Source organism: Pokkaliibacter sp. CJK22405, assembly GCF_046614695.1.
GTDB lineage: Bacteria > Pseudomonadota > Gammaproteobacteria > Pseudomonadales > Balneatricaceae > Pokkaliibacter.
In genome coordinates, this window is the sequence record NZ_JBKKHQ010000012.1 from 249,717 (window position 1) to 270,990 (window position 21,274).

Consider the following 21,274-nt stretch of genomic DNA (forward strand, 5'->3'; position numbering starts at 1 on the left):
ATACAGTTATCTGGCGTTGTCTTGGCAGGGATTCATCGCCGCGGTGAGGTTTTATATCGGCAAGCGCACCGCGTCAGACGACGCAGTGCGGGCAAGGTGGCATGTTGGCGCAAGGAATCAGACAGGCCAGTCGTACAGCGCTTGTGGGTGCAGCTCTGCCAGTTTGGCATGGCGCTCCATCTTGGCGATGGGGCATTGCCAGGTCAGTTCAGCGGCGACCAATTGCATGCCCGCCTCATAACTGTGGCCCTTGCCATAGCGTGGGTCGCCCAGTACTGGATGGCCAAAGGCGGAAAGGTGGCGACGAATCTGGTGCTTGCGGCCGGTGTCGATCTTTACTTCCAGCACGGTGTTGCCATTCTCGTGACACAGGGTGCGAATCTGGCTACGGGAAGCCTTGCCATCCAGCGGTTGGTCAATCAGTGTCCAGTCACTGCTTTGCAGGGTGCCTGCTACGCGCACGAAGTAGCGTTTATCCACATCACGTTGCTGAAACAGCTGAGAGAGCTGCGCTGCCAAACGGCCCTGATGGGCAAGTAACACCAGACCGTGAGCTTCGCGGTCGAGGCGGTGGATCAGGTAAACCTCACGCCCGGTGCTGACTTCCACCTGACGCAGCAGGCTGCAATGATCAGCAAAGGCCGTGCCCTGTGATAAGAGTCCGGGTGGCTTGTACCAGAGGGAATACTGTTTAAACTCCTTGAGGAGCACCGGCTCAGGGGCGGTTCGGTTCAACAGGTCCGGGTCGTAGTAAAAGCGCAGAATATCGCCTTCACAGGGGACAAAACGAACGCGGCGCAGGCGTTTATCCGACTGGCCTTTGCGGGTCAGCCAGACGGCACCCTTGTTCATGGCATCCTTGATGCGGGCCTTGGGCAGCTCGCTGACGGAAGCAATCCATTCAATAGCCGTGGGGCCGGCAGTGGCAACGGTGATTTCAAAGCTGGGAGAGGTCATAAGGCCCGTTCGTAATGTGGTAAGCTTGCCCATCTTACGTGATTTCCCCGCTGATCTCAGCTTGCGCTGTCGGCACTTTCACCTTGTTTAGCGTTCCGGACCGAGTTTTTCATGCGCGATATTGATGTCGACATTCGCCGCAGTGCCCGTCGCAAAAAGACGATTGCCCTGCAGGTTCGTGATGGCAAAGTCCGCGTCAGCGCACCGATGCATACGCCACAAAGCGAAATTGTGGCTTTTCTGGAGCGCCAGAGAGGCTGGGTATTGCGCCAGCTGGCCCGCAGCAAGCCGCAGGAAAACCTGCTCGACTTGCCGGACTCACTCTGGGTTGCCGGGCAGGAATACAGGCTGATTCGAGCGGAGGTGGTGGCGCCTGAGATTCAGGAGGCAACCCTAAGGGTTCCTGAGACCACTCAGGATATGAACAGTCTTCGGCCCTGGCTCATGCAACAGGCTCAGGACTATCTGCCGCGCCGTCTTGAGTATTGGGCTAGGCAGATGGGCTTGAGGTTTCGTGGCGTAGAGGTCAAACATTATCGGAGCCGTTACGGTTGCTGTACCCGCGAGGGTATAATCAAGCTTCATTGGGGGCTGATCATGGCGCCTGCCGCGGCACTGGACTATGTTCTAATCCATGAATTGTCGCATCTGGTGCACTTTCATCATCAGCCGCCTTTCTGGGCCCTGGTGAGTCAGTACAGTCCACAATGGCGACGAATGCGCGCCTGGTTCAAGGCCAATGGCCAGCGTCTGGTTTTCTAAAGTAGCGGTTGTCTGACTGCTGATTGAGTCCTCCTCCTTATAAGGTAAAACACATGTCTACATTGCCTCGCATTATTGGAATGACCCCGGATGGCGACGAGGTCGAGCTTGACCTGGCGGAGCTGCGGGTCGAGTGGGAAGACGGCCTGCCGCTGATCATCAACTTTGAGCCGATTGATGAAGGCAAGTCGCAGATTTCCCTGGAAGTACCGGATGGCGAAGATGATGATGAAGAGCCAACACACTTCGGCATGCTGGTGGTGCGTCCGGGTGCCTGTAACGTCATCGACCTTGAAGTGGAAACCCATGAGGCTGATGTTCAGCATGTGCATACCGATGATTGTGGCTGCGACCACGATCACTAATGCGGATTTCTGTTGAGTGATACGGAACGGGTAACGCCATGGCGTTGCCCGGTCTGACGTGATCGGCGGCAAGTGTGACGTCCTGCCATACGGCTGATGGTCAATACTTGCGCTAGTGCTCTCATTGTCTCTTATAGCTAAAAACAATGGCTTCTGATGAGTTAATTGATTTTGCTTTGATGATAAGGGCTGGCACGCTGAGGTTTCATATCACTCTAGGAATACCGCCATGGATTCGATCCCTGAGGATGCTGCGATGACACTTTCACCTGCTCCTGTTTCCCGTCTGGCTCGCTGTGTGTGGCTGGTGCTGGGCTGGTTGGCGCTGGCGATGGGAATTCTGGGCATCATTCTGCCGGGGTTACCCGGAACGGTGTTTATCCTTGCTTCAGCGGCCTGCTTTGCCAAAGGCTCTCCCCGGGTTTATCAGGCTTTGCTCAATCACCGGCTGACAGGCCCTTCCATCTATGCCTGGCAGCAATACCGGGCGATGCCGCGGCGAGCCAAGCTGGCGGCGTATACCACGCTCTTTATTGCCTGGGCTGTTGGCATGGTTGTGTTTGCCCCCTGGGCCGGAAAAATCGCCTACACCCTGCTGATGATGGTCATTAGTGCAGGTATCGCCTGCATGCCGGTACTGGAGGACTGTCAGGCTCGGGAAGCCCGGCAGTACTGAGCGTTAAGAAATCCCACTAACGAAAAGAGCCTGCAGGATGCAGGCTCTTTTTTTTGTTTCCTTCCACCCTGTTGTTCGCCCTTAGGGGTTACGAACGACCACATAGACGGTGTGACCATTCTGCTCACTGGGCAGGAAGAGAGTGCCGGTTTTCTCGAAATACTGAATACCGTTGATATTCACCGCTACGGCGCCGTTGGGCAGTGAAGGATAGACCGCACCGGCGGGGACATCCCCTGAATAGTTACTGTAGCTCGGGCTCTGATTCACCACGACCTGAGTGGTTGATTGTGGCTGCTGAACGACCACGTAGGCGTTGCGACGCTGATCATGCAGATACCACGTTGGGCCATCCTGGTAGTACACATGGTCATTAATCAGGTGGTAGACCATGCCACCCAGGGCCAGTCCAAAGAATACTTCGCCCAGGCGTGGCGCACCGCCACCATGATGGCCTGAGGGGCCGCGATCAAAACCATGTGGTGCAGCCATGACCGGTGCAACCAGCATGCTACAGCACAGAAGCCCTATACCTAATGCTGCCTTTTTCATGGAGAGTACCTCTAACTCACAGACCCGCTCGGAACGAACGGGTGAAAGCTAATCATAGGGCTGAGGCTGTCAAGGTGGTGTAAAGATTGGCTTCAATAGAGGGGGTCGTAGTGGTGAGCTGAAACAGCTGGTAGTGAGCCGTGGGCATCTGGTCTTGATTGAATGGAAGTATTTCGGGACAACAAAAAAAGGCGCAGTCCGAAGCGCTGCGCCTTTTTGTGCGGCTTCAGAGCGATTAACGCAGCTTGAAGCGTCCGACGATATTACGCAGGGTCGCCGCCGTGCTGTTGAGCTCGGAAGCTGAGGTGCTGACATCGGCAGATGCACTGGCTGTCTGGGCCGAGGCATCGTCGATCTGGATCACGTTGGACTCCATCAGCTCAACTCCTTCACGCTGCTGCGACACCGCAGATTCCAGTTGGGTATTCATGTTACGTACCCGCTCCACGATGGCGAGAATCTGGCTGATCTGTCCGGCGGTGGCTTCCACCTGCTCAATTCCGGTGCCAGCGGTGTTATTGGCCGAACGAATCTGGGAGACAGCTTCATTCACCACGGATTTGAGCAGGCCAAGCTTGTCCTTGATCTCCACAGTTGATGTCTGGGTGCGTCCGGCCAGGGAACGTACTTCATCAGCAACCACGGCAAAACCTCGGCCCATTTCACCGGCGCGGGCGGCTTCAATCGCGGCATTCAGTGCCAGCAGGTTGGTTTGCTCGGAGATGCTTTCGATCACATCCAGCACAGTCGCGATCTGATCCACTTCTGTTTCAAGGCGGTGAATCGCCTGGTTGGCATTGCCAACGGAGCCGACCAGTTGCTCGATCTGCTGACGGGCATGGGTGGCGTAGCGATTACCTTCCTGCGCTTCGGTCAGGGCATGTTCCACCGCTTCCAGCGTCTGGGTACTGTTGCCGGCAACTTCCAGCAGGGATGAGGAGAATTGAGTCATGCCACTGGCCAGTGACTGGGTCATCACTTTCTGATCGCGAACAATCTTGCCAGTGCTGTGCGTAACGTCTTCCAGCTCGCCGGCGGCTTTGCTCAGCTCCTGACTGGCAGACTCGACTTGAATCATGATGCTTTGAATATAAGCGACAAAGGTGTTGAAGCTGCGAGCCAGCTGGCCAATTTCATCACTGCGCTCAGCTTCCTTGAGCTGGGCTGTCAGGTCACCTTCGCCCTGGGCGATACCGTCCAGTTCAGACACGACCTTGGTCAGCGGTGCAATCATCTTACGGGCCATCAGCCAGCCAATCAGGATTGCAATAACCAAGGTAATGGCCAGTGTTGTGCAACCGATGATGATCATATGGCGGCGCAGGGTATAAGCACTTTCAAAGGCTTCTGCGGTGTCCATCTGGCTGATCAGCGCCCACTGATAATTGCCCAGAGAGATAGGGCGATAGACGCTAATGACATTGACGCCACGATAATCCTTGCCAATGGAGTCCGAACTCTCGCCGCCTAAGGCAGCATTGACTGCAGGTGTATCCACGGTGACCAGATCAATCGTGGTTTTATGCCGTGTGACCTGTTCAGCGACTTTTTCGTGTCCGGCCTCTTTGAGGCGCTGGATCAGCCGCTCCGGATGCTCAAGGTACGCGCGGCTTTCGGTACGCAGGTTTTTATCACCACCCACGAGATAGCTTTCACCGCTCTTGCCCATGCCGTCCGACTCCCAGCGCTGGTCGTTGGTCAGCAGGCTATTAATCTCATTGATGGGAAGTTGAACCACCAGCACACCAATCTGTGAGCCGTCTTTCATGATGGGCGCCGACATAAAGGCAGCAGGCTGCTCATAAGAAGGGTAGTAAGCGGCGAAGTCACTGACAAAAACCTGGTCCGGCTTGGCAGCATTCAGACTGTGGCGGAAGGCCTCACCCAAAAGAGTGTTTTTATAGGGTCCGGTTTTCAGGGAGGTGGCGTAGTCCAGCTCCTTGAACACGGTATAAACCACGCGACCGTCATTATCGACGATGAACAGATCGTAGAAGTGCTGATCCTGCTGGAATTTTCGCAGCGTCGGGTGATAGATCTGATGTGCCTTGTCATACGCAGAGCCATCCCAATTGCTGTCATAGGCGTCTTTCTTACCCAGCGGGTTCGGGTTCTGGGCGATGTAGAGATTCTGGTAATAACGGGTTTCAGCATCCAGCCCGTCATAGATAGCCTTGGGGTTGCCGCTCTGGCCGCCGTTCATCTCGGCAAACTGTTTGCCAAAGCTGTCGGTGTAATAACGTTGCAGGGCTTCACTGCCCGGATCTTTGACAGACTTGTCGAAACCCTCTTCCAGGGCTTGTGCTGCCGTACTCAGTGCGGGGAGTTTGATGTAGGCCTTAAGTTCCTGTTTCAGGCGTGTCATGTACTGGTCAATGGCTTCGGCTTTGAGGTTATTGGAGGACTCCAGCTGTGCGGTCAGTTTATTTTTGACGCTGGTTTCCACCTGCTGGCTTCCGAGCCAGGTAGCAATACCCAGTGATATAGCCAGAGGAATGGCTGCAATCAGCGAAAAGGCCAGCAAAAGCTTGGACTTCAGTGACATGGTCAACTCCCAGAGACTGCGTTGTTTTTATACTGCTCATGGCAAAGATAGACACTCAAACAGTTCTGCAAACAAGGAAACTTATTCGTTAATCTGTTTTTCGTCTATTTGCTGTCAAAAATGACAAGCAAAGGTAACTGATTAAGCATACTGCGTTCGGGTTACAGAGTTGATAGGGCAGGCTACAACTATCGTTGAATACTGGCGGGGTTTGGCGTATTTGCCTGAATAAGTGACGTCATCGAGGCGATTGGTCGACAGTCTGCTCGATGTCAGCAAACAGTTCAGGGATAAGTGCCGGAAAAGTCAGTCAGGGTGAGAGAAGCGGAAGGGCGTTGAAAGGATTTCGGTCGAGAAAGACCTGTGGCGAGATCACAAAATATCCCAGAAATCACCGAGGCCAGCCTGCGCCAGCCTCGTTACCGGACGAGAGCCGCCTCAGTACAGGGCTTTTTCGTCGCGGACGACTTCTTTTAGCAGATCAAGATACATCTTGTCAGCATCGCTGAAGTCCTGGGGAATCTTGATGGTTGTGGTCGCTGAGATACGTTCGGCGATCTGCTTGTAGGCATCATCCTGATTCAGCAGTTCACGGGTGATATTCAGGGACTGTGTGGCAATGCTTGGATCAATCAGAACCTTTTTGATGAAGCCGCGAAGCTCTTCGATCATTCGGTCCCGCTTACGGATATCAGCACTTACAGAAGACATAACGACTCCTCGTCTACGAAATAGCTGTCACGCATGGACATTGGGCAGACTATAGCAAGCTGCGTTCCACTCGCCCAGCGCCGGCGAGGCGCCAGCCCGCGTTTACAGAGAAAATTGCCGTAAATAGGAAAAACGCCCCATTTGCGTGCATTAGAACAACAGTGTGAACCAGAATGAAATTCCGGGTTGCGCCGGACAGATGAGCGTGCAAGAATTGCGCTTCCTTTCTGGGAGTGAACCTCCCTGCCTCTGATGGCAACCCGATCCAGGTTGTCATCCGTTTATCGGGCCGACACGCTTTTCGCCACCCCTGAAATTGTGTTGAGCCCGATATCTGACTCGTCCTGTATCCCTTGGCGAATACTGTCCATTGAATTCGATGGCTGACCCTAGTGCTATGCCTTTATCAGGCCTCGGCCATCGTGCCCGCTTGATGTCTTGCATTCACCTTCCAAGTGGGTCAGAGTTACAGACCGCGCGGCTTTGCGCGCGTAAGATCCCACGAATTCAAACTTTAATTCATGCTGCGTATAACCGCGGTTTATAGCTTCTTTGAAGGTGGTACAAGTGGAATTACTTTCCGGCGCTGAAATGCTTATTCGCGCCCTCGCCGATGAGGGTACCGAATATGTCTACGGCTACCCAGGCGGGGCCGTGTTGCACATTTATGATGCACTATTCCAGCAGGACGCCGTAAAGCACATCCTGGTTCGCCATGAGCAGGCAGCCACACACATGGCCGATGCTTATGCCCGGGCTACGGGTAAAGCAGGCGTGGTGCTGGTGACCTCTGGCCCAGGTGCAACCAATGCTGTGACGGGGATCGCCACAGCGTATATGGATTCTATCCCGATGGTCATTCTTTGCGGTCAGGTCATGAGTCACCTGATCGGCGATGATGCCTTTCAGGAAACTGACATGCTGGGCGTTTCCCGCCCTGTGGTTAAACATAACCTGTCGATTAAGCGTGCCGAAGACATTCCTGAAGTCGTGAAGAAGGCTTTCTATATCGCCCAGACCGGTCGTCCCGGCCCTGTGCTGATCGATATTCCCAAGGATATGACCGCGCCGACTGAAAAGTACGCGTACGAATATCCGAAGAGCGTCAAGCTGCGTTCCTACAGCCCGGTTTACCGAGGCCACACCGGTCAGATCCGCAAAGCGGTCGACATGATGATGACGGCCAAGCGCCCTGTGATTTATTCAGGTGGTGGTGTGGTGCTGGGTCAGGCGTCGGAGCAGCTGACGGAACTGGCGCGCATGCTGAACTTCCCGGTGACCAATACCCTGATGGGCCTTGGCGCCTTCCCCGGTTCTGACCCTCAGTTTTTGGGCATGCTGGGAATGCACGGCAGCTACGAAGCCAACGCTGCCATGCACCATTCGGATCTGATTCTGGCGATCGGCGCGCGTTTTGATGACCGTGTCACTAACGCTGTTGAGAAGTTCTGTCCGACCGCGAAGATCATTCATATCGACGTTGACCCGGCTTCTATCTCCAAAACGATTTATGCCGACATCCCGATTGTAGGCCACGTACAGCCTGTGCTGGATGAGATGATTCATCAGGTTAAACCGCGTTTGAGCGAGATTGACCAGACTGCCCTTAAATCCTGGTGGTCCAGTATCGAAAGCTGGCGCGAAGTGCACGGCGGGCGTTATGAAACCAGCAATTCAGAATTGCTGAAGCCACAAGCGGTTATCGAGGCGGCTTATAAAGTCACTCAGGGCAAGGCTTATGTGACCTCCGACGTTGGCCAGCACCAGATGTTCGCTGCCCAGTACTACAAGTTTGACCGTCCAAACCAGTGGATCAACTCCGGTGGTCTCGGCACCATGGGCTTTGGATTGCCTGCGGCGCTGGCGGTAAAACTGAACTTCCCGGACGACGAAGTTATCTGTGTTACCGGTGAAGGCAGTATCCAGATGAACATTCAGGAGCTGTCGACCGCCAAGCAGTACGATGCGCCGGTCAAGGTACTGTGTCTGAATAACCAGTCACTGGGCATGGTGCGTCAGTGGCAGGACATGAACTACGAGTCCCGCCATTCGCAATCCTACATGAAGTCACTGCCGGACTTTGAAGCTCTGATGCGGGCTTACGGTCATGAAGCGGTAACGATTCGCACTCCTGAAGAGCTGATTCCTGGCCTGGAAAAAGCCTTCGCGATGAAGGACAAGCTGGTGTTCATCAACGTCTATGTCGACCCCTTTGAGCATGTGTACCCGATGCAGGTGCCACGCGGCACGATGAAGGACATGTGGCTTAGCAAGACAGAGAGGGTCTAATCATGCGACGCATTATTTCTGTTCTGCTTGAAAACGAAGCCGGTGCTCTGTCGCGTGTAGTGGGTCTGTTTTCGCAGCGTAACTACAACATCGAAACCCTGACGGTAGCACCTACCGAAGACGGTACGTTGTCCCGCCTGACGGTCACTACCAACGGTAACGATCGTGTTCTGGAGCAGATCACCAAGCAGCTGAACAAGCTGATCGAAGTGGTCAAAGTGGTGGATCTGACCGAGGGTGAGCACATCGAGCGCGAGCTGATGCTGATCAAGCTCAAGGCCAGTGGTGTGGTGCGTGATGAGATCAAGCGCACGGTGGATATCTTCCGTGGCCAGATCGTTGATGTCACCCCCAACCTGTACACGGTGCAGCTTGCCGGTGCCAGCGATAAACTCGATGCCTTTATCAAGGCGGTGGGCGAAGCCTGCATTATGGAAGTGGTACGAAGTGGGGTCTCGGGCATTTCCCGCGGCGAGAAAACCCTCAGTATCTGACACCGCAACGAATCAATTGCCAGCTGCTAGCGGCTGGCTACTTTTACTGTGAAGAAGAGGGAGCGAGGCTCCCGGTATTAGGGGAATAAAATGCAAGTTTCTTACGATAAAGACTGTGACCTGTCCATCATCCAGGGGATGAAGGTTTCCATCATCGGTTACGGTTCTCAGGGCCACGCTCATGCCTGCAACCTGAAAGATTCCGGTGTGGATGTGACTGTTGGTCTGCGTGCGGGCTCTTCTTCCCGTGCCAAGGCTGAATCTGCTGGTCTGCGTGTTGCTGACGTTGCTGACGCAGTGGCTGCCGCTGACCTGGTCATGATTCTGACCCCTGATGAGTTCCAGGGTCAGCTGTATCGTGAAGAGATCGAGCCTAACCTGAAAAAAGGCGCAACTCTGGCCTTCGCTCATGGTTTCTCTATCCATTACAACCAGGTTGTTCCCCGTAAGGATCTGGACGTCATCATGATCGCGCCTAAAGCGCCTGGTCACACTGTACGTTCCGAGTTCGTTAAAGGCGGCGGTATCCCTGACCTGATCGCTATCTACCAGAACGCTTCTGGCAAAGCTAAAGACGTTGCTCTGTCTTACGCATCAGGCGTGGGTGGTGGTCGTACCGGTATCATCGAAACCACTTTCAAAGACGAAACTGAAACCGATCTGTTCGGTGAGCAGGCTGTTCTGTGTGGTGGTGCGGTTGAGCTGGTTAAAGCCGGTTTCGAAACCCTGACCGAAGCAGGTTACGCGCCTGAAATGGCGTACTTCGAGTGTCTGCATGAGCTGAAGCTGATCGTTGACCTGATGTACGAAGGCGGCATCGCCAACATGAACTACTCCATCTCCAACAACGCGGAGTACGGTGAGTACGTGACTGGCCCGGAAGTCATCAACGACGAATCCCGTGCTGCCATGCGTAATGCACTGAAGCGCATCCAGAACGGCGAATACGCCAAGATGTTCATCTCTGAAGGCGCTACCAACTACCCATCCATGACTGCATACCGTCGTAACAACGCAGCGCATCCTATCGAGCAGGTAGGTGAGAAACTGCGTGCGATGATGCCTTGGATCGCGGCTAACAAGCTGGTCGACAAAGAGCGCAACTAATCCCGACGGATTAGCGCTTTACAAGAAGGGTGAGCATGGCAACATGCTCACCTTTTTTTATGTATGAACTTCAGGGATGAGGTGAATCATGACGACAGAAAAACGCGAAACGCTCTATTGGACAGGTCTGGGCGCAGCCACGCTGTATGGCAGTTTCTGGTCTCTGCCTGAAGTAGTGATCGGGCTGCTTGGGGTGCTCTGGCTCGGGACTTCTCTCCACTATGCCTTGCGTGCGCCCGAGGGAGAGCGAAATGGCGTGGTCATTTTCTTTGTCTCTTTGTGTATAGGGATCGGCGTCTTTATTGCTTTTGGATTCACCACCTATTACGGCGACCCCGTGCTCATGTCCTTTATCGATAGCGGTCTGCCTGATCTGCTGATACTGGTGGGTGCCCGCTCCTGGGATTATGTGATCGGGATGCTGGTAAGCGCCTTATTTGCGCCTATTGCTTTCAAAACCCTGCGCTGGTGGAGTGTGCTACCTCTGTGCATCACTCCTGTGTTTCCGGTCATTATTGGAGGCACCCATGAGGCGATGGTGATGACGCTGACGCTCGGCGTTGACATCCTGCTCTATGGCTGGGTATGGCGACGCTACCATGGCAGAAAGCTGCCGCGAGCAAGTTTGCAGTCAGCCTGACTCATGGAGTTTGGCTGTTGTCACTGTACTTATTACGCCTGCTTGTCCTGCTTTTTGTTTTCTATCGACAGCTGAATTCTTCTTTAACGGCTATTTGAACGCTGTGTGAACGTTTATCTGGAATTATTTAAGAAAGTGGAGAGTGGAATTCTTAAGTAGATTGGTTTTGCTGACAGAAAAAATATTTCATTTGATGGAATTTATTATAAGTTAACCTTGGTCTTATATGATTAATTGATATAAAACTATTTTCAGCGACTGATTAACTACGGTTTTTTTAAGGCGTTTTTATATTTTTTAAAGGGGCTTAAAAGAATTCTTATCCTTAAATGGTTATTAAGACCTGAATTTTTCTGACGCATTAAGGAAAGACCAGCGTTATCTTCAACCTGCAACATTCTCCATTCCTGACTAGCTTCCCAGTGAGCTATCTACAACAGTCCTTCAGTCCTTACTCCATCTTAAGAATTCGAAATCATATTCGTGATGCTTTTGATGGTGCTATGCCTTTTGTCTCTCATCGGTCTTATATCTCTATATAAATGAGCAAGACTTATCGGTTTTTAATTTCTTTCTTATTTTAAGAAGTCAATAAAAGTTAGTCTGAAAAATATGTCGTAATCTGTGGTTTTTAGGGTGGATGGCTTTTTATAAGCGCTGGGTCTAGGTTTGTTGACGTCCATCGCGGCAGAGAAAAACAGACCTCTGTAAAAGATTTTAAACGTCTGACGTTTATTCATCTTTAGCCTGTTGCGATGGAGGTTTTTAACTAACCATGAAGGGAGTTCTCTGATGCCTATTTCAATCAAAACCCAAACCACTGCCCCTAACCGCAACGTGACTTTCGATTTTGATGACTCGGTGCTGGCCTATGTGGTCGGGGTCTCGTACTGGGATTTCTCATTTGGCAACGATGACCATCACGTCAAGGAGCTGGCGCTTTCCATCCAGTCCAACAAGCCCACCACTCGTCAGGTCACCGCGCAGGTCACGGCCAAGCTGGATGATGACACAGGCCATGGCATCAACTCGGGCGCTTCCACCATTCACGTCACCTGTATTGCTGTAACAGGGAGTCAGGACGCGAATGTAGCGCTGGTCAATGAGGACGGTATTGCCTCGGGCTCAGAAAGTCCTGCCTTTCCGCTGCCCAGCAACTCCCTGTCGATTGGCGCTGCATTCCTGTCAGGCTGGGATCTGAAGCAGAATGCAGATCACCATGTGAAAACCTTCTCTACCTCGGCAGGTCTCGCTCAGAGTGGTTCGATGGGGCAAATTACCGGGCAGGCTCACATGATTGATACCAGCGGCAACTTCGCTAGTGGCTGGATCAATGGCGGTGCACTGACCGCTGCAACGACTGAAAACGGCATCTTCGCCAAGGCGCAAACCAACAAGCAAACCGATGCCAGTTTCGCGGTGGATTTCACTGATGAGCTGCAAGGCAAAACCATTAAAGAGGCCGCTGTCCTGCTGCAGAGCCTGACGGTGACCTTTGGCAGCGATGACCACCATGTGCAAACCATTGGCGGTGGTTGCTCAGGCTGGCAGACCGAAGGTACGGCGGTGAATCTTGATAATGCCCGTGCCTTTATTACCGATGACTCCGGTCACAAGCAGAATAACAACGACTCCAATGTGTCCGTGATGGTCGTCGTTATTCCTTCCTGATCCTTTCCTGAGAGTGATCTCAATCCGAGACCGGCCTGTGCCGGTCTTCTTTCTGATGTGATGCCATTTTCAGGAGGCCGCCATGTCTGCGCCAACGTCATCCAGTAGCACCCAGACTCCCGCCGTCAGAAGTTTTCAGATGGACGGCAGCTCTCAGGGCAACCTCGCCAGCTCGGTCAACCTCTTCCGTGGCGACGTTAACCTTTCCCAGAATCTTTTCACCCTGCCAGGCCGCTCGCAAAGCAATGCGCTGGACGTCGCATTAAGCGTGCAGTACCAGAGCAATGTGTTTCGCGCCGCCACCACCTGGAATGCGGATGCGCCGACCGGGGTATTGGGGCTCGGCTGGCAGTTGCCGCTGACCTGGATTGAGGCGACAGATCAGGGAGCACCCGCATCGGGAAACCGGTCTTATACCCTGTATGACAACGGTTCGGGTAACCAGTTGGTGCGTCAGTCTCTCGTGCCTGTGTTGTTTGCTATGGAGGGTTCGCTCGCCAGCGGACTGGAAAATGGCATGCCGGTTCCCGCGGAGGTGCGTGCCCAGTTTCTTGAACACGGACTTGCGCTTTCTGCACAGACACAAGTGGCAGGTACGGCGCCGGAATGGACCCTGAATGATGCTGATCTGCAGCAGCAATTTGTGCTGAAAACCGAGGGCGCAGCCCTGAATGCCTATGATGGCGGTGAGCTTTATCAGCTGCAGAATTACCAGTTCTGGAAGATTCTCTACTACCCCGACTATGAGCGCTGGCTGATCGTCAGTGATCAGGCGGTGCGTCGCAGTTTTGGCGGGCAGGCGGCGACAACCCCTGAAGGCTTTGCCACTGCCAGCGATAACAGTATCGCCTGGTCTGTATGGTGGACCAATGAATCCGGCGCACCGGTCTGGAAGGGGGCGAGTAATCAGACCAGCGGCCAGATTCAGGTCGCACGCGCCTGGTATCTCAATACCATGGAAGACCGCTTTGGCAGCCGTGTGACGTTCCGCTACAACAGCTTTGCCCGTAATCAGCAGGGCTATCTGCCGCAGGTGGAGCAGTTAGTCGGCATAGCAGGCAAGCCCTACACCAAGGCGGTGTATCTCAGCCAGATCGAAGACAGTTACGGCCGCAAGGTGAATTTTCACTACGAGTCCAAGCTCTGGGACGCTGCGGCTGAGTCACCCCGCGAATACTACGACCCTCATTCGGCAACGCCCTCCAATGACCCAGGCCCCTATCAGGATTGCTACGAAACCTTTTATCTGGATCTTGTCACCGTGGATGATGCGGCCGACAAGCGCATGTTCAGCCTCAGTTTTGACTTCGCCCCCAGTGCCTCAAGCCCCGTCGCCAATGTCACTGACTTTGCCGGTGAGCTGAAGGGCAACACCTATAAGCGCTTTCTGACAGGGATTGTTCAATACAATCAGGATGGCACCGCCTCGCCGGGACTTCGGTTTGACTACGATCTGGCGATGAACACGCAGGGCGGTCAGCCCGGTGCATTGAAAGCCGTGACCTATCCCCAGGGCGGCGTGGCTCGTTATACCTACAGTAATGATCAGCAGCTGGTGCTGGCTGAGCGTTCCATGGAAGTGGCGCGCCCGGCGCAGGTTTCTGAAGGTGCGACGCCCCGAGTTTTCTTTGGCGGTGACTACGCCGTTGTCTGTTACTACAACCAGAACTCACAGGAACTGTCCCTGCAGGTAATGACCTGGACTGGCTCGTGGCTGACCTGGCAGCTCTCGGCTGACTCGCCATTGATCGACACCCAAGGCCTTAATCTTGAAACCCTGAATGTGCAGACCGGAGCGGATTTTCTGACCCTGCGCTTTAACCGCACCTCCGGTGATCTGGCGGTCTATGTGTTTGAGCGTGATAGCGCCCGACCCGGACAGTGGCGTGCCGCAACCATTAATCAGGTGACCACGGCGCTGAATACGCCAACCCTGAGCTATGCCAGCACAAATGCAGTACCGACCTTTGTGGGCGGCAGTACCTTCTTTGTGGTTAGTCAGATGGATACCTCCAGCCTGAAAGGCAGCTATGAAGTGCTGACCTGGCGCTGGTCCAGCCAGAGCTGGGAGACCCAGACCGTCAATACGGCGACATACAGCTGGTTGACCGCGGGCGGCGATTACTATGGCGTGCTCGACAGAAACGGCCGCTTCTCGCTGTTTGCGCTGGATGCTTCGCTGCAATGGAACAGTGCCGGTACAGTGACGCTGAACGGCATGTCGGTGGCATCGTTGAATGACACGGTGCTGGTGCCGGGCAGCAGTCTGGTCGTGGTCACCAACCGTACGTCGGCCAATAGCCAGCAGAACAGCTATCAGCAGTGGATTCTGGACTGGGACAGTGACTATCAACTGGCGCAGAGTGCCTATGCCGCATTCACTGACTGGTTCGGCAGCGGTAACCCGGCAACGCCCTGGATTCCACAGGTACTGAACGACACGCTGGTGGCGACCAACGGTAATGTGTTCCGCCGCAACGGTAAGAGCTGGAGCCAAAGCACAGCCATGAACCCCGGCACGAATCCGCCGGCGGGGCATACTTCACGCTTTGCCTATGGCGAGGATTTCGTGATTCGTGTCACGGTGCCAACCACCGGCGTGGGTCAGGCTCAGGCAGACGTGCTGGCTTTTGATCCTGAACAGCCCGCTTTGTGGGTCGGGCCGACCGCATTGGGTGAGAGCCTGCCGAATCAGTCGACCTCTGCCGATAACTGGCCATCCGCCAGCGGCGATGACTGGGCGGTGGTGGGGCCTTACTTATATTTCCGCGGCACCTCGACCAACTGGTCGCAGGTCATGAGCCAGAGCGCGACGGCCAATATCGCCAGTGAAGCCGCTTCGGCCAATGGTGTCTATCAGTCCCAGTCGCTGGTGGATGCGGCGCCTGCCTTCCTCACCTATACCGTTGAGTCTCAGGCGGACAAATCCGTTCAGACCCTGATTATCGCCAATGGCGGTCTGGCGGGCGCGCCGACGCCCTTTGCGGATCAAAAACTGGCCGCTGGCAGCGATGCAGGTCTGATGGGGCCGGGCGTATCGCCTCAGGGCCCCGGTGTTTTTGTCGCCTTCCCGTCCCATTACAGCAGTTTTGATCAGGCCCAGTCGCTGTTCCTGCACCATTACGCAGGCTATGCCGTCAGTGGCCCGATTGAGCATTACACCGTGATGGCGGTGGAAATGGATGATGGCTTTGGCGATCCGGTCAGCACGGCGTTCCTGCCGGATGCGACAACCGCCACTGCCGATGCCAGCGGCACTATCGTCAAGTTCTATCAGAATGCGGTCTATCCCGGCACCCTTGATCCGGCACATGCCGTCGATGGTCATGTGGTCAGCCGCTATCTGAACGGTGTCACCGATCAGACCGGCGATAACTACTACGACATGCTCGATGGCATGCTGCTGGCGACCGAGACCTATGATGCCAGCGGCACTCTGGTGGCCAGTGATTCCACCACCTGGGAAGTGGTCGAGAGTGTGGCTTCCAGCCCAAGTGATGCTTCGGCCCCGGCGATTACCCTGCGCGGTGGCTGGGTGACGGCGAAGCAAAAGACCTCCATGAGTGATGGTGTGACCAGCCTTAGCCGCACCGAGTATGTGAATCAGGGCTTGTCCCTTTCCTATAGCGGCCAGCCGGTGACGGTAACCACGCAGAACTTCTCAGGCGCGGGTAACGAGGAGTCCTTTATCAGCGTGACCCGTTTCGGCGTGGACATCGCCTCTTATCCTTCGCTGGTGGCCATTCATGCGCTGGCGGATGAAGCCCTGATTGTGAACTGGCAAGGGCAGGGCGGTCAGCAGACGTTGTTGTCCTCCAATGCCACCACCTATGCCAGCTGGGACAGTGACCGCGAAGGTGTGATGGTGCCCGCCCCTGAAGCGGGTTTCGCGGTGCTGAGCAGTAATAATCCGGACTTTCCTTTTGCCGCCTACACTCCGGGATCGCAGCCAGAGGGCTGGTTGCTGAGTGCCAGAACCACTCGGCGTACCCGTTTTGGGCAGGAGTCCGCCAATGTCGATGGACTCGGCAACCCCTCGGCGACCTTCTACGATCTTGAGGAAGAACTGGCGATTGCCCGTATTGCCAATGCCTCTCATGACGGCTGTGCCTATCTCGGTTTTCAGGCGTACGAATCGGATGAGGGCTGGACGCTGGCCGGTGTGCAGTACGACGAGGATGATGCCTACAGCGGCACCCGCTCGGCACGCTTGCCCGCCTCCGCCAATGCGCATCTGGGTACGGTGATCACTCCGGATAAACGCCAGACCTATGTACTGGGCTGCCGTTACCGGACGCCAGCCTCATTCATTGCCAACAGCAGTGGCATGACGGTAAACGTCCTTATCAATGGCCAGCAGCAGAGCTCTGTCAGCTTGCCCTGGGCCGATACCGGTAATGACTGGCAGTATCGCACTCTGGCCGTAGCACTTGACGGTCTGCCTGAAGGCACGCTGACGCTGGAGGTTGTGCTGGATAACAGCACCGGCAGTGATGTGCATCTGGACTCCGTGCTGATCACTCCCAAAGTCGCTGGCGCCACGATTCGCAGTTTTGATCCTGATTCCCAGCAGATTCTTTCTTCCATGGACATGAGCGGACGTACCAGTCGTACCTACTACGACCGCAGCGGCCGTCCCTCGGTATCGGTGGGTGCCTCTGGCAAGGTGCGCGAAATCTCCATGAGTTTTCTCTCCCGTCAGGGCAATGCCAACGATGCCTTTGACCGTGCCTCGCCCAATGCTGAATTAACTCTGCACACCACTGAGGGCGGCATCCTGGAAGACTTCCGTGATGGCGGGCAGTGGGCCACCCGCTGGCAGCCTGAACAGGCCGGTCAATGGCAGGTCAGCAACGGTGCGCTGCGTGCCACGGGGAATAACCCGGCGGCGCTGAGCTGGCAGAGTCAGCCAGCGGGAACCTACGCCGTGTATTGTGAACTGGAGTCTGGCTCTGCAACACAAATCAGTCTGGCCGCCGGCAATCTGCGTTTTGGCTGGAATGGCCAGAGCTGGTCCGGAGCGCTGGGCAGTCAGGCGCTGACGCCGCTGGCCACACCGCCCACCCTTGCGACTCACTGTCTGATGGTGATTGGTCAGGGAGTGGCGCTGTTCTTTGCTGATGGTCAGCTGCTTTTCAGTAACAAACTCACTCCGGCGAACGCTCAGGTCAGCCTAACCCTCAGCGGTGCCGGCAGTGCTTTGCGACATCTGACCGGCGTTACCGATATTCGCCTTGGGCTTTCCTACAATGATGCCGGTGGACGTCAGCGTCAGGTACACCAGCTGCATAACGATGACAGCCTCCTGTGTGAACTGGTCTTCGATGGGCTGGACCGTCAGGTGGCGACAACCAAGAGCGCGCCCGGCTCCTTTGGCTCAGGTGCCGAAGTGCCGGTGCTGGGATATCGCTCAGGCTTTGTGGATGTTGCAGCCTTTCTGGCGGCCACCGGTTCAGACTGGGTGATGCAGGGTGATCTGGCCGATTACTACGCCGGCCAGCAGGATCAGGGCTATCGCCGTTCCGATGATGAAGGCTATCCCTACTGGGGCGTGCGTTACGAGGCCTCACCTCGCTCGGTGAAACTGGAAACCAGCCAGCCGGGACGCGAGTACGCCATCAACCTGTCGGTGTCTGAAGCAGAGCGGCAAACAGTGCAGTATGCCTATCATGCTGCGACCAGCGGTGATGGTGCGCTGCCCTCCGGTAAATACCTGCAGTCGGATGTCACCAGTGCGGTGAAAACCCTGTCCTCCCAGATCAATGATCTGATGGGGCAGCAGGTGGCGACGGTGTTCTTTGATGATCAGCACAGCCGGGTCAACCAGAGTGCCGGTGAGCGCAGTTATGCGGCGCCGACTGAGGGGCCGGTCGCGTCCATTCGTCAGCAACTGCCTAATGCGCTGACGTCCGGCCCGCAAAGCGGTGAGGCAGACTACATCCGCGAGACTCACGCCAGTGCCTTGCAGGAAACCCTGGCGCTGTCGGACCCGGATAACGGTCAGATGCAGTTCATCTATGACACCGTCGGCAACCTGCGCTTTGTACAACCGGCCATGGGGCAGGGGGAGCAGTGGTTCATCTTCTATCGTTACGATGCCATCGGGCGCATGGTCGAAGAAGGCACTCTCACTGCCAGTTGGGATAGTGAGGCACTGCGTGCGCATGCCGATGATCCGGCTTGGCCCTCGGCCGCTGTTCCGGGTTATCACTCGACGGTCATCATCGAGTACGACGGTGAGGGTGATCAGCCCTCGTTGCTGGGCATGAAGTGGAAAGCCACTTCCATCAATGCGGCGCCCGCCAGTGTCGCCGGAAGCAAAGAAATCCGCATCCTCGAAACCTTTGGCTACGATGTCGCGGGCAATATTGTCGCGGTGACGCAGCAGGTGAGTGGCGATGCCGAAGCTAGCGGCACCCTTGGCTATCGCTACAACCAGATGGGCGATATCACCTGTCTGATTCTGCCGGAAGGTGCGCCACTGGCGCAGGTGTTCTACCGCTACGATGATCAGGGCAATATCGTTCGTCTGGGTTCGCAGGCCGGTAGCGATGATCTGGCGAGCTTTGTCTACTCGGCCGAGAACTATCCGGTCATCCAGACCACCGGCGACTGGCAACGGGTGGTGGGCTATAACTCGCCGGGCTGGATTTTGTCGATGCAGACACAATCCACCGTCGATGCCTCGCAAAAACTGGGCTTCAGCCTCGACTACGATGCCGATGGCGCGATGTCCAAACGGGATGTCGATTTCGCCTTCAGTAATTTCACCCTGAGCTACCGCGACACCTTTGGTTATGACGGACAGCGGCGTTTAAGCCGGGCAGAAGGTTCCTCCAATGTCAGCTACGACAGCTACGACCCGAACGGTAATCTCTGGCAGGTCACCCGTGCTGGCGAGACGAGTCACTTCGGCTACCCGGCGGGCAGTAATCGCCTGAGCAGTATTGAGATGGCCGGTGCTCCGCTGCAGACGCTACTCTATTCGGCACGTGGTCAGCTTTTGGAAGGTTCCGGTCGTCAATTCGAGTACGAACCTGCCACCGGGATGACCACGGCAGTGAGTCGCGAAGGAAAAACGACCCGCCTTGCCTACGGCTCAGCACAACGCCGGGTGGTGAAACAGCAGTCCGGTGGCGAGGTGCAGGTCGACTTTATGGGCGCCGGACAAGTGCCGGTGGCCAGTCTGATCAACGGCCAGTGGTCAGTGGTTGTGCATGGCCCGACCGGATTGCTGGCCTGGGTGGCTGATCGCACTTATTACCTGCTGACGGATACCACCGATTCCGTCTGGGGCGTGGTGGCAGATCAGGAACTCATCAGCGCCCGTACTTATTTGCCTTTCGGGGAAATGTCGCAGGTGCATGGTTCGGACCCGGTCCCCTATGGATTCCAGGGTCAGCTCTGGGATGCCGAGCTTGAGCTTTATGACTTCCGCACCCGTCTTTATGACCCGCAACTTGGCCGCTTCCTGACTCCCGACCCCTGTCGTCAGTTCGCCAGCGGTTATGTCTTCGCCAATAACAGTCCGCTGATCATTGTGGATCCGACCGGGGAAATTTCCCTGTGGGCGCAGGTGGGAATTGGTATTGCGATGGTGGCGATCACCGCCGTGGGCATTGGCCTCACGCTCTTTACCGGTGGTGCCTCGGATGCAGCGGCAGCCTCGGCCGATGCTGCTCTGCTGGGAACCACCGCTGCGGTGGAAGGTGGTGAACTTGCTGCAGAAGGAGCTGCTGCCGGAGCCCTGGGCGCAGAAGCCGCAACTGAAGTCGGTACAGGCGCTGCCGCCGCAGGAGCGGAAGGCTCAGCCGCTGCCGGGGCCTCGGCCTCGGCCGAAGTGGCCGCAGGCGCAACTGCCACTGAAACCGCCTCCACCAGCTGGTCCACCATCGGCGTCAATGTGCTGGGGTCGACCATTCAGGGCGCCGGCACCAGTGGCCTCAGCTATGACATCCAGCATGGCCGCGACTTTACCGCCAAAGGCTTCTTTGAAGCGGTGGGTATCGGCGCCGCGACCGGTCTGGTCAGTGGCGGCTTAGGCAAAGGCCTTGGCGCAGTCACAGACAGTATGACCTCCGGTATGACGGGTGTGAGCGGGGCTTTGGGTAAAGCGGCCATCAATGCCACCAGTGGAGCGCTTAAAAGCGCGATCACTTCTGACCTGAAAACCGTGCTGACTAATGTGTCCCAGCATCAGCCCTGGTATCAGGGATTGCTGAAATCGACCCTCAGTGGCGCTGCCTCCGGTGCTGCGTCGGGCGGTGTGTCCTCACTGGGTAAATCGGCCTGGGCAGGGCGCGAGGCCATTGCGGCCAAAGCGGCCAGTAAAGGGCTTATCTCGGATCAGACGGTGAACAAGGTGGCGACGCTTCCGCAAACAGCAAAATCCATGGCGACCAGCGATACAGCCATTGCAGGCTACATTCTGGCCGGTTTCTTCCTGCCCGCAGGCTATGTCGTCTGGGGTGCTGCCACCAACTTTAAAACAGCGTGAGGTGAATC

Annotated in this window: 14 protein-coding genes; 9 read left to right on the forward strand and 5 right to left on the reverse strand. The window is 55.7% G+C overall.

Annotation, left to right across the window (positions count from 1 at the left end):
- Nucleotides 1-117 precede the first annotated feature (117 nt).
- Nucleotides 118-957, reverse strand: a complete 840-nt coding sequence (locus ACKC9G_RS08355) for an RluA family pseudouridine synthase (RefSeq protein WP_411404486.1) — start codon at nt 955-957, stop codon at nt 118-120.
- 111 nt (nt 958-1,068) lie between these two features.
- Between ACKC9G_RS08355 and ACKC9G_RS08360 the strand changes: the two genes are divergently transcribed.
- The 3 genes from ACKC9G_RS08360 to ACKC9G_RS08370 all read left to right on the forward strand — a co-directional run bounded on the left by ACKC9G_RS08360 (nt 1,069) and on the right by ACKC9G_RS08370 (nt 2,760).
- The gene (locus ACKC9G_RS08360; protein WP_411404487.1) at nt 1,069-1,719 is read left to right on the forward strand and encodes a M48 family metallopeptidase; all 651 of its coding nucleotides are present in this window, start codon (nt 1,069-1,071) and stop codon (nt 1,717-1,719) included.
- 53 nt (nt 1,720-1,772) lie between these two features.
- On the forward strand, nt 1,773-2,084 hold the full coding sequence (locus ACKC9G_RS08365) for a hypothetical protein (protein ID WP_411404488.1): 312 nt from the start codon (nt 1,773-1,775) through the stop codon (nt 2,082-2,084).
- Nucleotides 2,085-2,313: 229 nt separating this feature from the next.
- Nucleotides 2,314-2,760: a YbaN family protein gene (locus ACKC9G_RS08370; RefSeq protein WP_411404489.1), complete on the forward strand. Its 447-nt coding sequence runs from the start codon at nt 2,314-2,316 to the stop codon at nt 2,758-2,760.
- Nucleotides 2,761-2,841: 81 nt separating this feature from the next.
- Here ACKC9G_RS08370 and ACKC9G_RS08375 read toward each other — a convergent pair whose 3' ends face one another.
- The 3 genes from ACKC9G_RS08375 to ACKC9G_RS08385 all read right to left on the reverse strand — a co-directional run bounded on the left by ACKC9G_RS08375 (nt 2,842) and on the right by ACKC9G_RS08385 (nt 6,568).
- Nucleotides 2,842-3,312: a DUF6515 family protein gene (locus tag ACKC9G_RS08375; RefSeq protein ID WP_411404490.1), complete on the reverse strand. Its 471-nt coding sequence runs from the start codon at nt 3,310-3,312 to the stop codon at nt 2,842-2,844.
- Between the two features lie 235 nt (nt 3,313-3,547).
- Nucleotides 3,548-5,857 carry a methyl-accepting chemotaxis protein gene (locus ACKC9G_RS08380; RefSeq protein WP_411404491.1) on the reverse strand — a complete coding sequence of 770 codons (2,310 nt, stop codon included), beginning with the start codon at nt 5,855-5,857 and terminating at the stop codon, nt 3,548-3,550.
- A 438-nt stretch (nt 5,858-6,295) separates the two neighbouring features.
- Nucleotides 6,296-6,568 carry a hypothetical protein gene (locus ACKC9G_RS08385; protein WP_411404492.1) on the reverse strand — a complete coding sequence of 91 codons (273 nt, stop codon included), beginning with the start codon at nt 6,566-6,568 and terminating at the stop codon, nt 6,296-6,298.
- A gap of 567 nt (nt 6,569-7,135) precedes the next feature.
- On the opposite strand from ACKC9G_RS08385, the gene ACKC9G_RS08390 reads away from it, so the two are divergent.
- The 4 genes from ACKC9G_RS08390 to ACKC9G_RS08405 all read left to right on the forward strand — a co-directional run bounded on the left by ACKC9G_RS08390 (nt 7,136) and on the right by ACKC9G_RS08405 (nt 11,098).
- The gene (locus ACKC9G_RS08390; RefSeq protein ID WP_411404493.1) at nt 7,136-8,857 is read left to right on the forward strand and encodes an acetolactate synthase 3 large subunit; all 1,722 of its coding nucleotides are present in this window, start codon (nt 7,136-7,138) and stop codon (nt 8,855-8,857) included.
- A gap of 2 nt (nt 8,858-8,859) precedes the next feature.
- A complete protein-coding gene (ilvN, locus tag ACKC9G_RS08395; RefSeq protein ID WP_411404494.1) occupies nt 8,860-9,351 on the forward strand; it encodes an acetolactate synthase small subunit in 492 nt (163 codons plus the stop codon).
- Nucleotides 9,352-9,441: 90 nt separating this feature from the next.
- Nucleotides 9,442-10,458 carry a ketol-acid reductoisomerase gene (gene ilvC, locus ACKC9G_RS08400; RefSeq protein WP_411404495.1) on the forward strand — a complete coding sequence of 339 codons (1,017 nt, stop codon included), beginning with the start codon at nt 9,442-9,444 and terminating at the stop codon, nt 10,456-10,458.
- An 88-nt stretch (nt 10,459-10,546) separates the two neighbouring features.
- A complete protein-coding gene (locus ACKC9G_RS08405; protein WP_411404496.1) occupies nt 10,547-11,098 on the forward strand; it encodes a hypothetical protein in 552 nt (183 codons plus the stop codon).
- A gap of 266 nt (nt 11,099-11,364) precedes the next feature.
- On the opposite strand, the gene ACKC9G_RS08410 is transcribed toward ACKC9G_RS08405, so the two are convergent.
- Nucleotides 11,365-11,496, reverse strand: a complete 132-nt coding sequence (locus ACKC9G_RS08410; RefSeq protein WP_411404497.1) for a hypothetical protein — start codon at nt 11,494-11,496, stop codon at nt 11,365-11,367.
- A gap of 394 nt (nt 11,497-11,890) precedes the next feature.
- Here ACKC9G_RS08410 and ACKC9G_RS08415 point away from each other — a divergent pair, with 394 nt between their 5' ends.
- The gene (locus ACKC9G_RS08415) at nt 11,891-12,769 is read left to right on the forward strand and encodes a hypothetical protein (RefSeq protein ID WP_411404498.1); all 879 of its coding nucleotides are present in this window, start codon (nt 11,891-11,893) and stop codon (nt 12,767-12,769) included.
- 82 nt (nt 12,770-12,851) lie between these two features.
- A complete protein-coding gene (locus ACKC9G_RS08420; RefSeq protein WP_411404499.1) occupies nt 12,852-21,266 on the forward strand; it encodes an RHS repeat-associated core domain-containing protein in 8,415 nt (2,804 codons plus the stop codon).
- Nucleotides 21,267-21,274 lie beyond the last annotated feature (8 nt).

Coding starts and splice junctions, on each gene's coding strand:
- ACKC9G_RS08355 (WP_411404486.1), bottom strand. CDS start 957: ATGACCTCTCCCAGCTTTGAAATCACCGTTGCCACTGCCGGCCCCACG.
- ACKC9G_RS08360 (WP_411404487.1), top strand. CDS start 1,069: ATGCGCGATATTGATGTCGACATTCGCCGCAGTGCCCGTCGCAAAAAG.
- ACKC9G_RS08365 (WP_411404488.1), top strand. CDS start 1,773: ATGTCTACATTGCCTCGCATTATTGGAATGACCCCGGATGGCGACGAG.
- ACKC9G_RS08370 (WP_411404489.1), top strand. CDS start 2,314: ATGGATTCGATCCCTGAGGATGCTGCGATGACACTTTCACCTGCTCCT.
- ACKC9G_RS08375 (WP_411404490.1), bottom strand. CDS start 3,312: ATGAAAAAGGCAGCATTAGGTATAGGGCTTCTGTGCTGTAGCATGCTG.
- ACKC9G_RS08380 (WP_411404491.1), bottom strand. CDS start 5,857: ATGTCACTGAAGTCCAAGCTTTTGCTGGCCTTTTCGCTGATTGCAGCC.
- ACKC9G_RS08385 (WP_411404492.1), bottom strand. CDS start 6,568: ATGTCTTCTGTAAGTGCTGATATCCGTAAGCGGGACCGAATGATCGAA.
- ilvN (WP_411404494.1), top strand. CDS start 8,860: ATGCGACGCATTATTTCTGTTCTGCTTGAAAACGAAGCCGGTGCTCTG.
- ilvC (WP_411404495.1), top strand. CDS start 9,442: ATGCAAGTTTCTTACGATAAAGACTGTGACCTGTCCATCATCCAGGGG.
- ACKC9G_RS08405 (WP_411404496.1), top strand. CDS start 10,547: ATGACGACAGAAAAACGCGAAACGCTCTATTGGACAGGTCTGGGCGCA.
- ACKC9G_RS08410 (WP_411404497.1), bottom strand. CDS start 11,496: ATGTTGCAGGTTGAAGATAACGCTGGTCTTTCCTTAATGCGTCAGAAA.
- ACKC9G_RS08415 (WP_411404498.1), top strand. CDS start 11,891: ATGCCTATTTCAATCAAAACCCAAACCACTGCCCCTAACCGCAACGTG.
- ACKC9G_RS08420 (WP_411404499.1), top strand. CDS start 12,852: ATGTCTGCGCCAACGTCATCCAGTAGCACCCAGACTCCCGCCGTCAGA.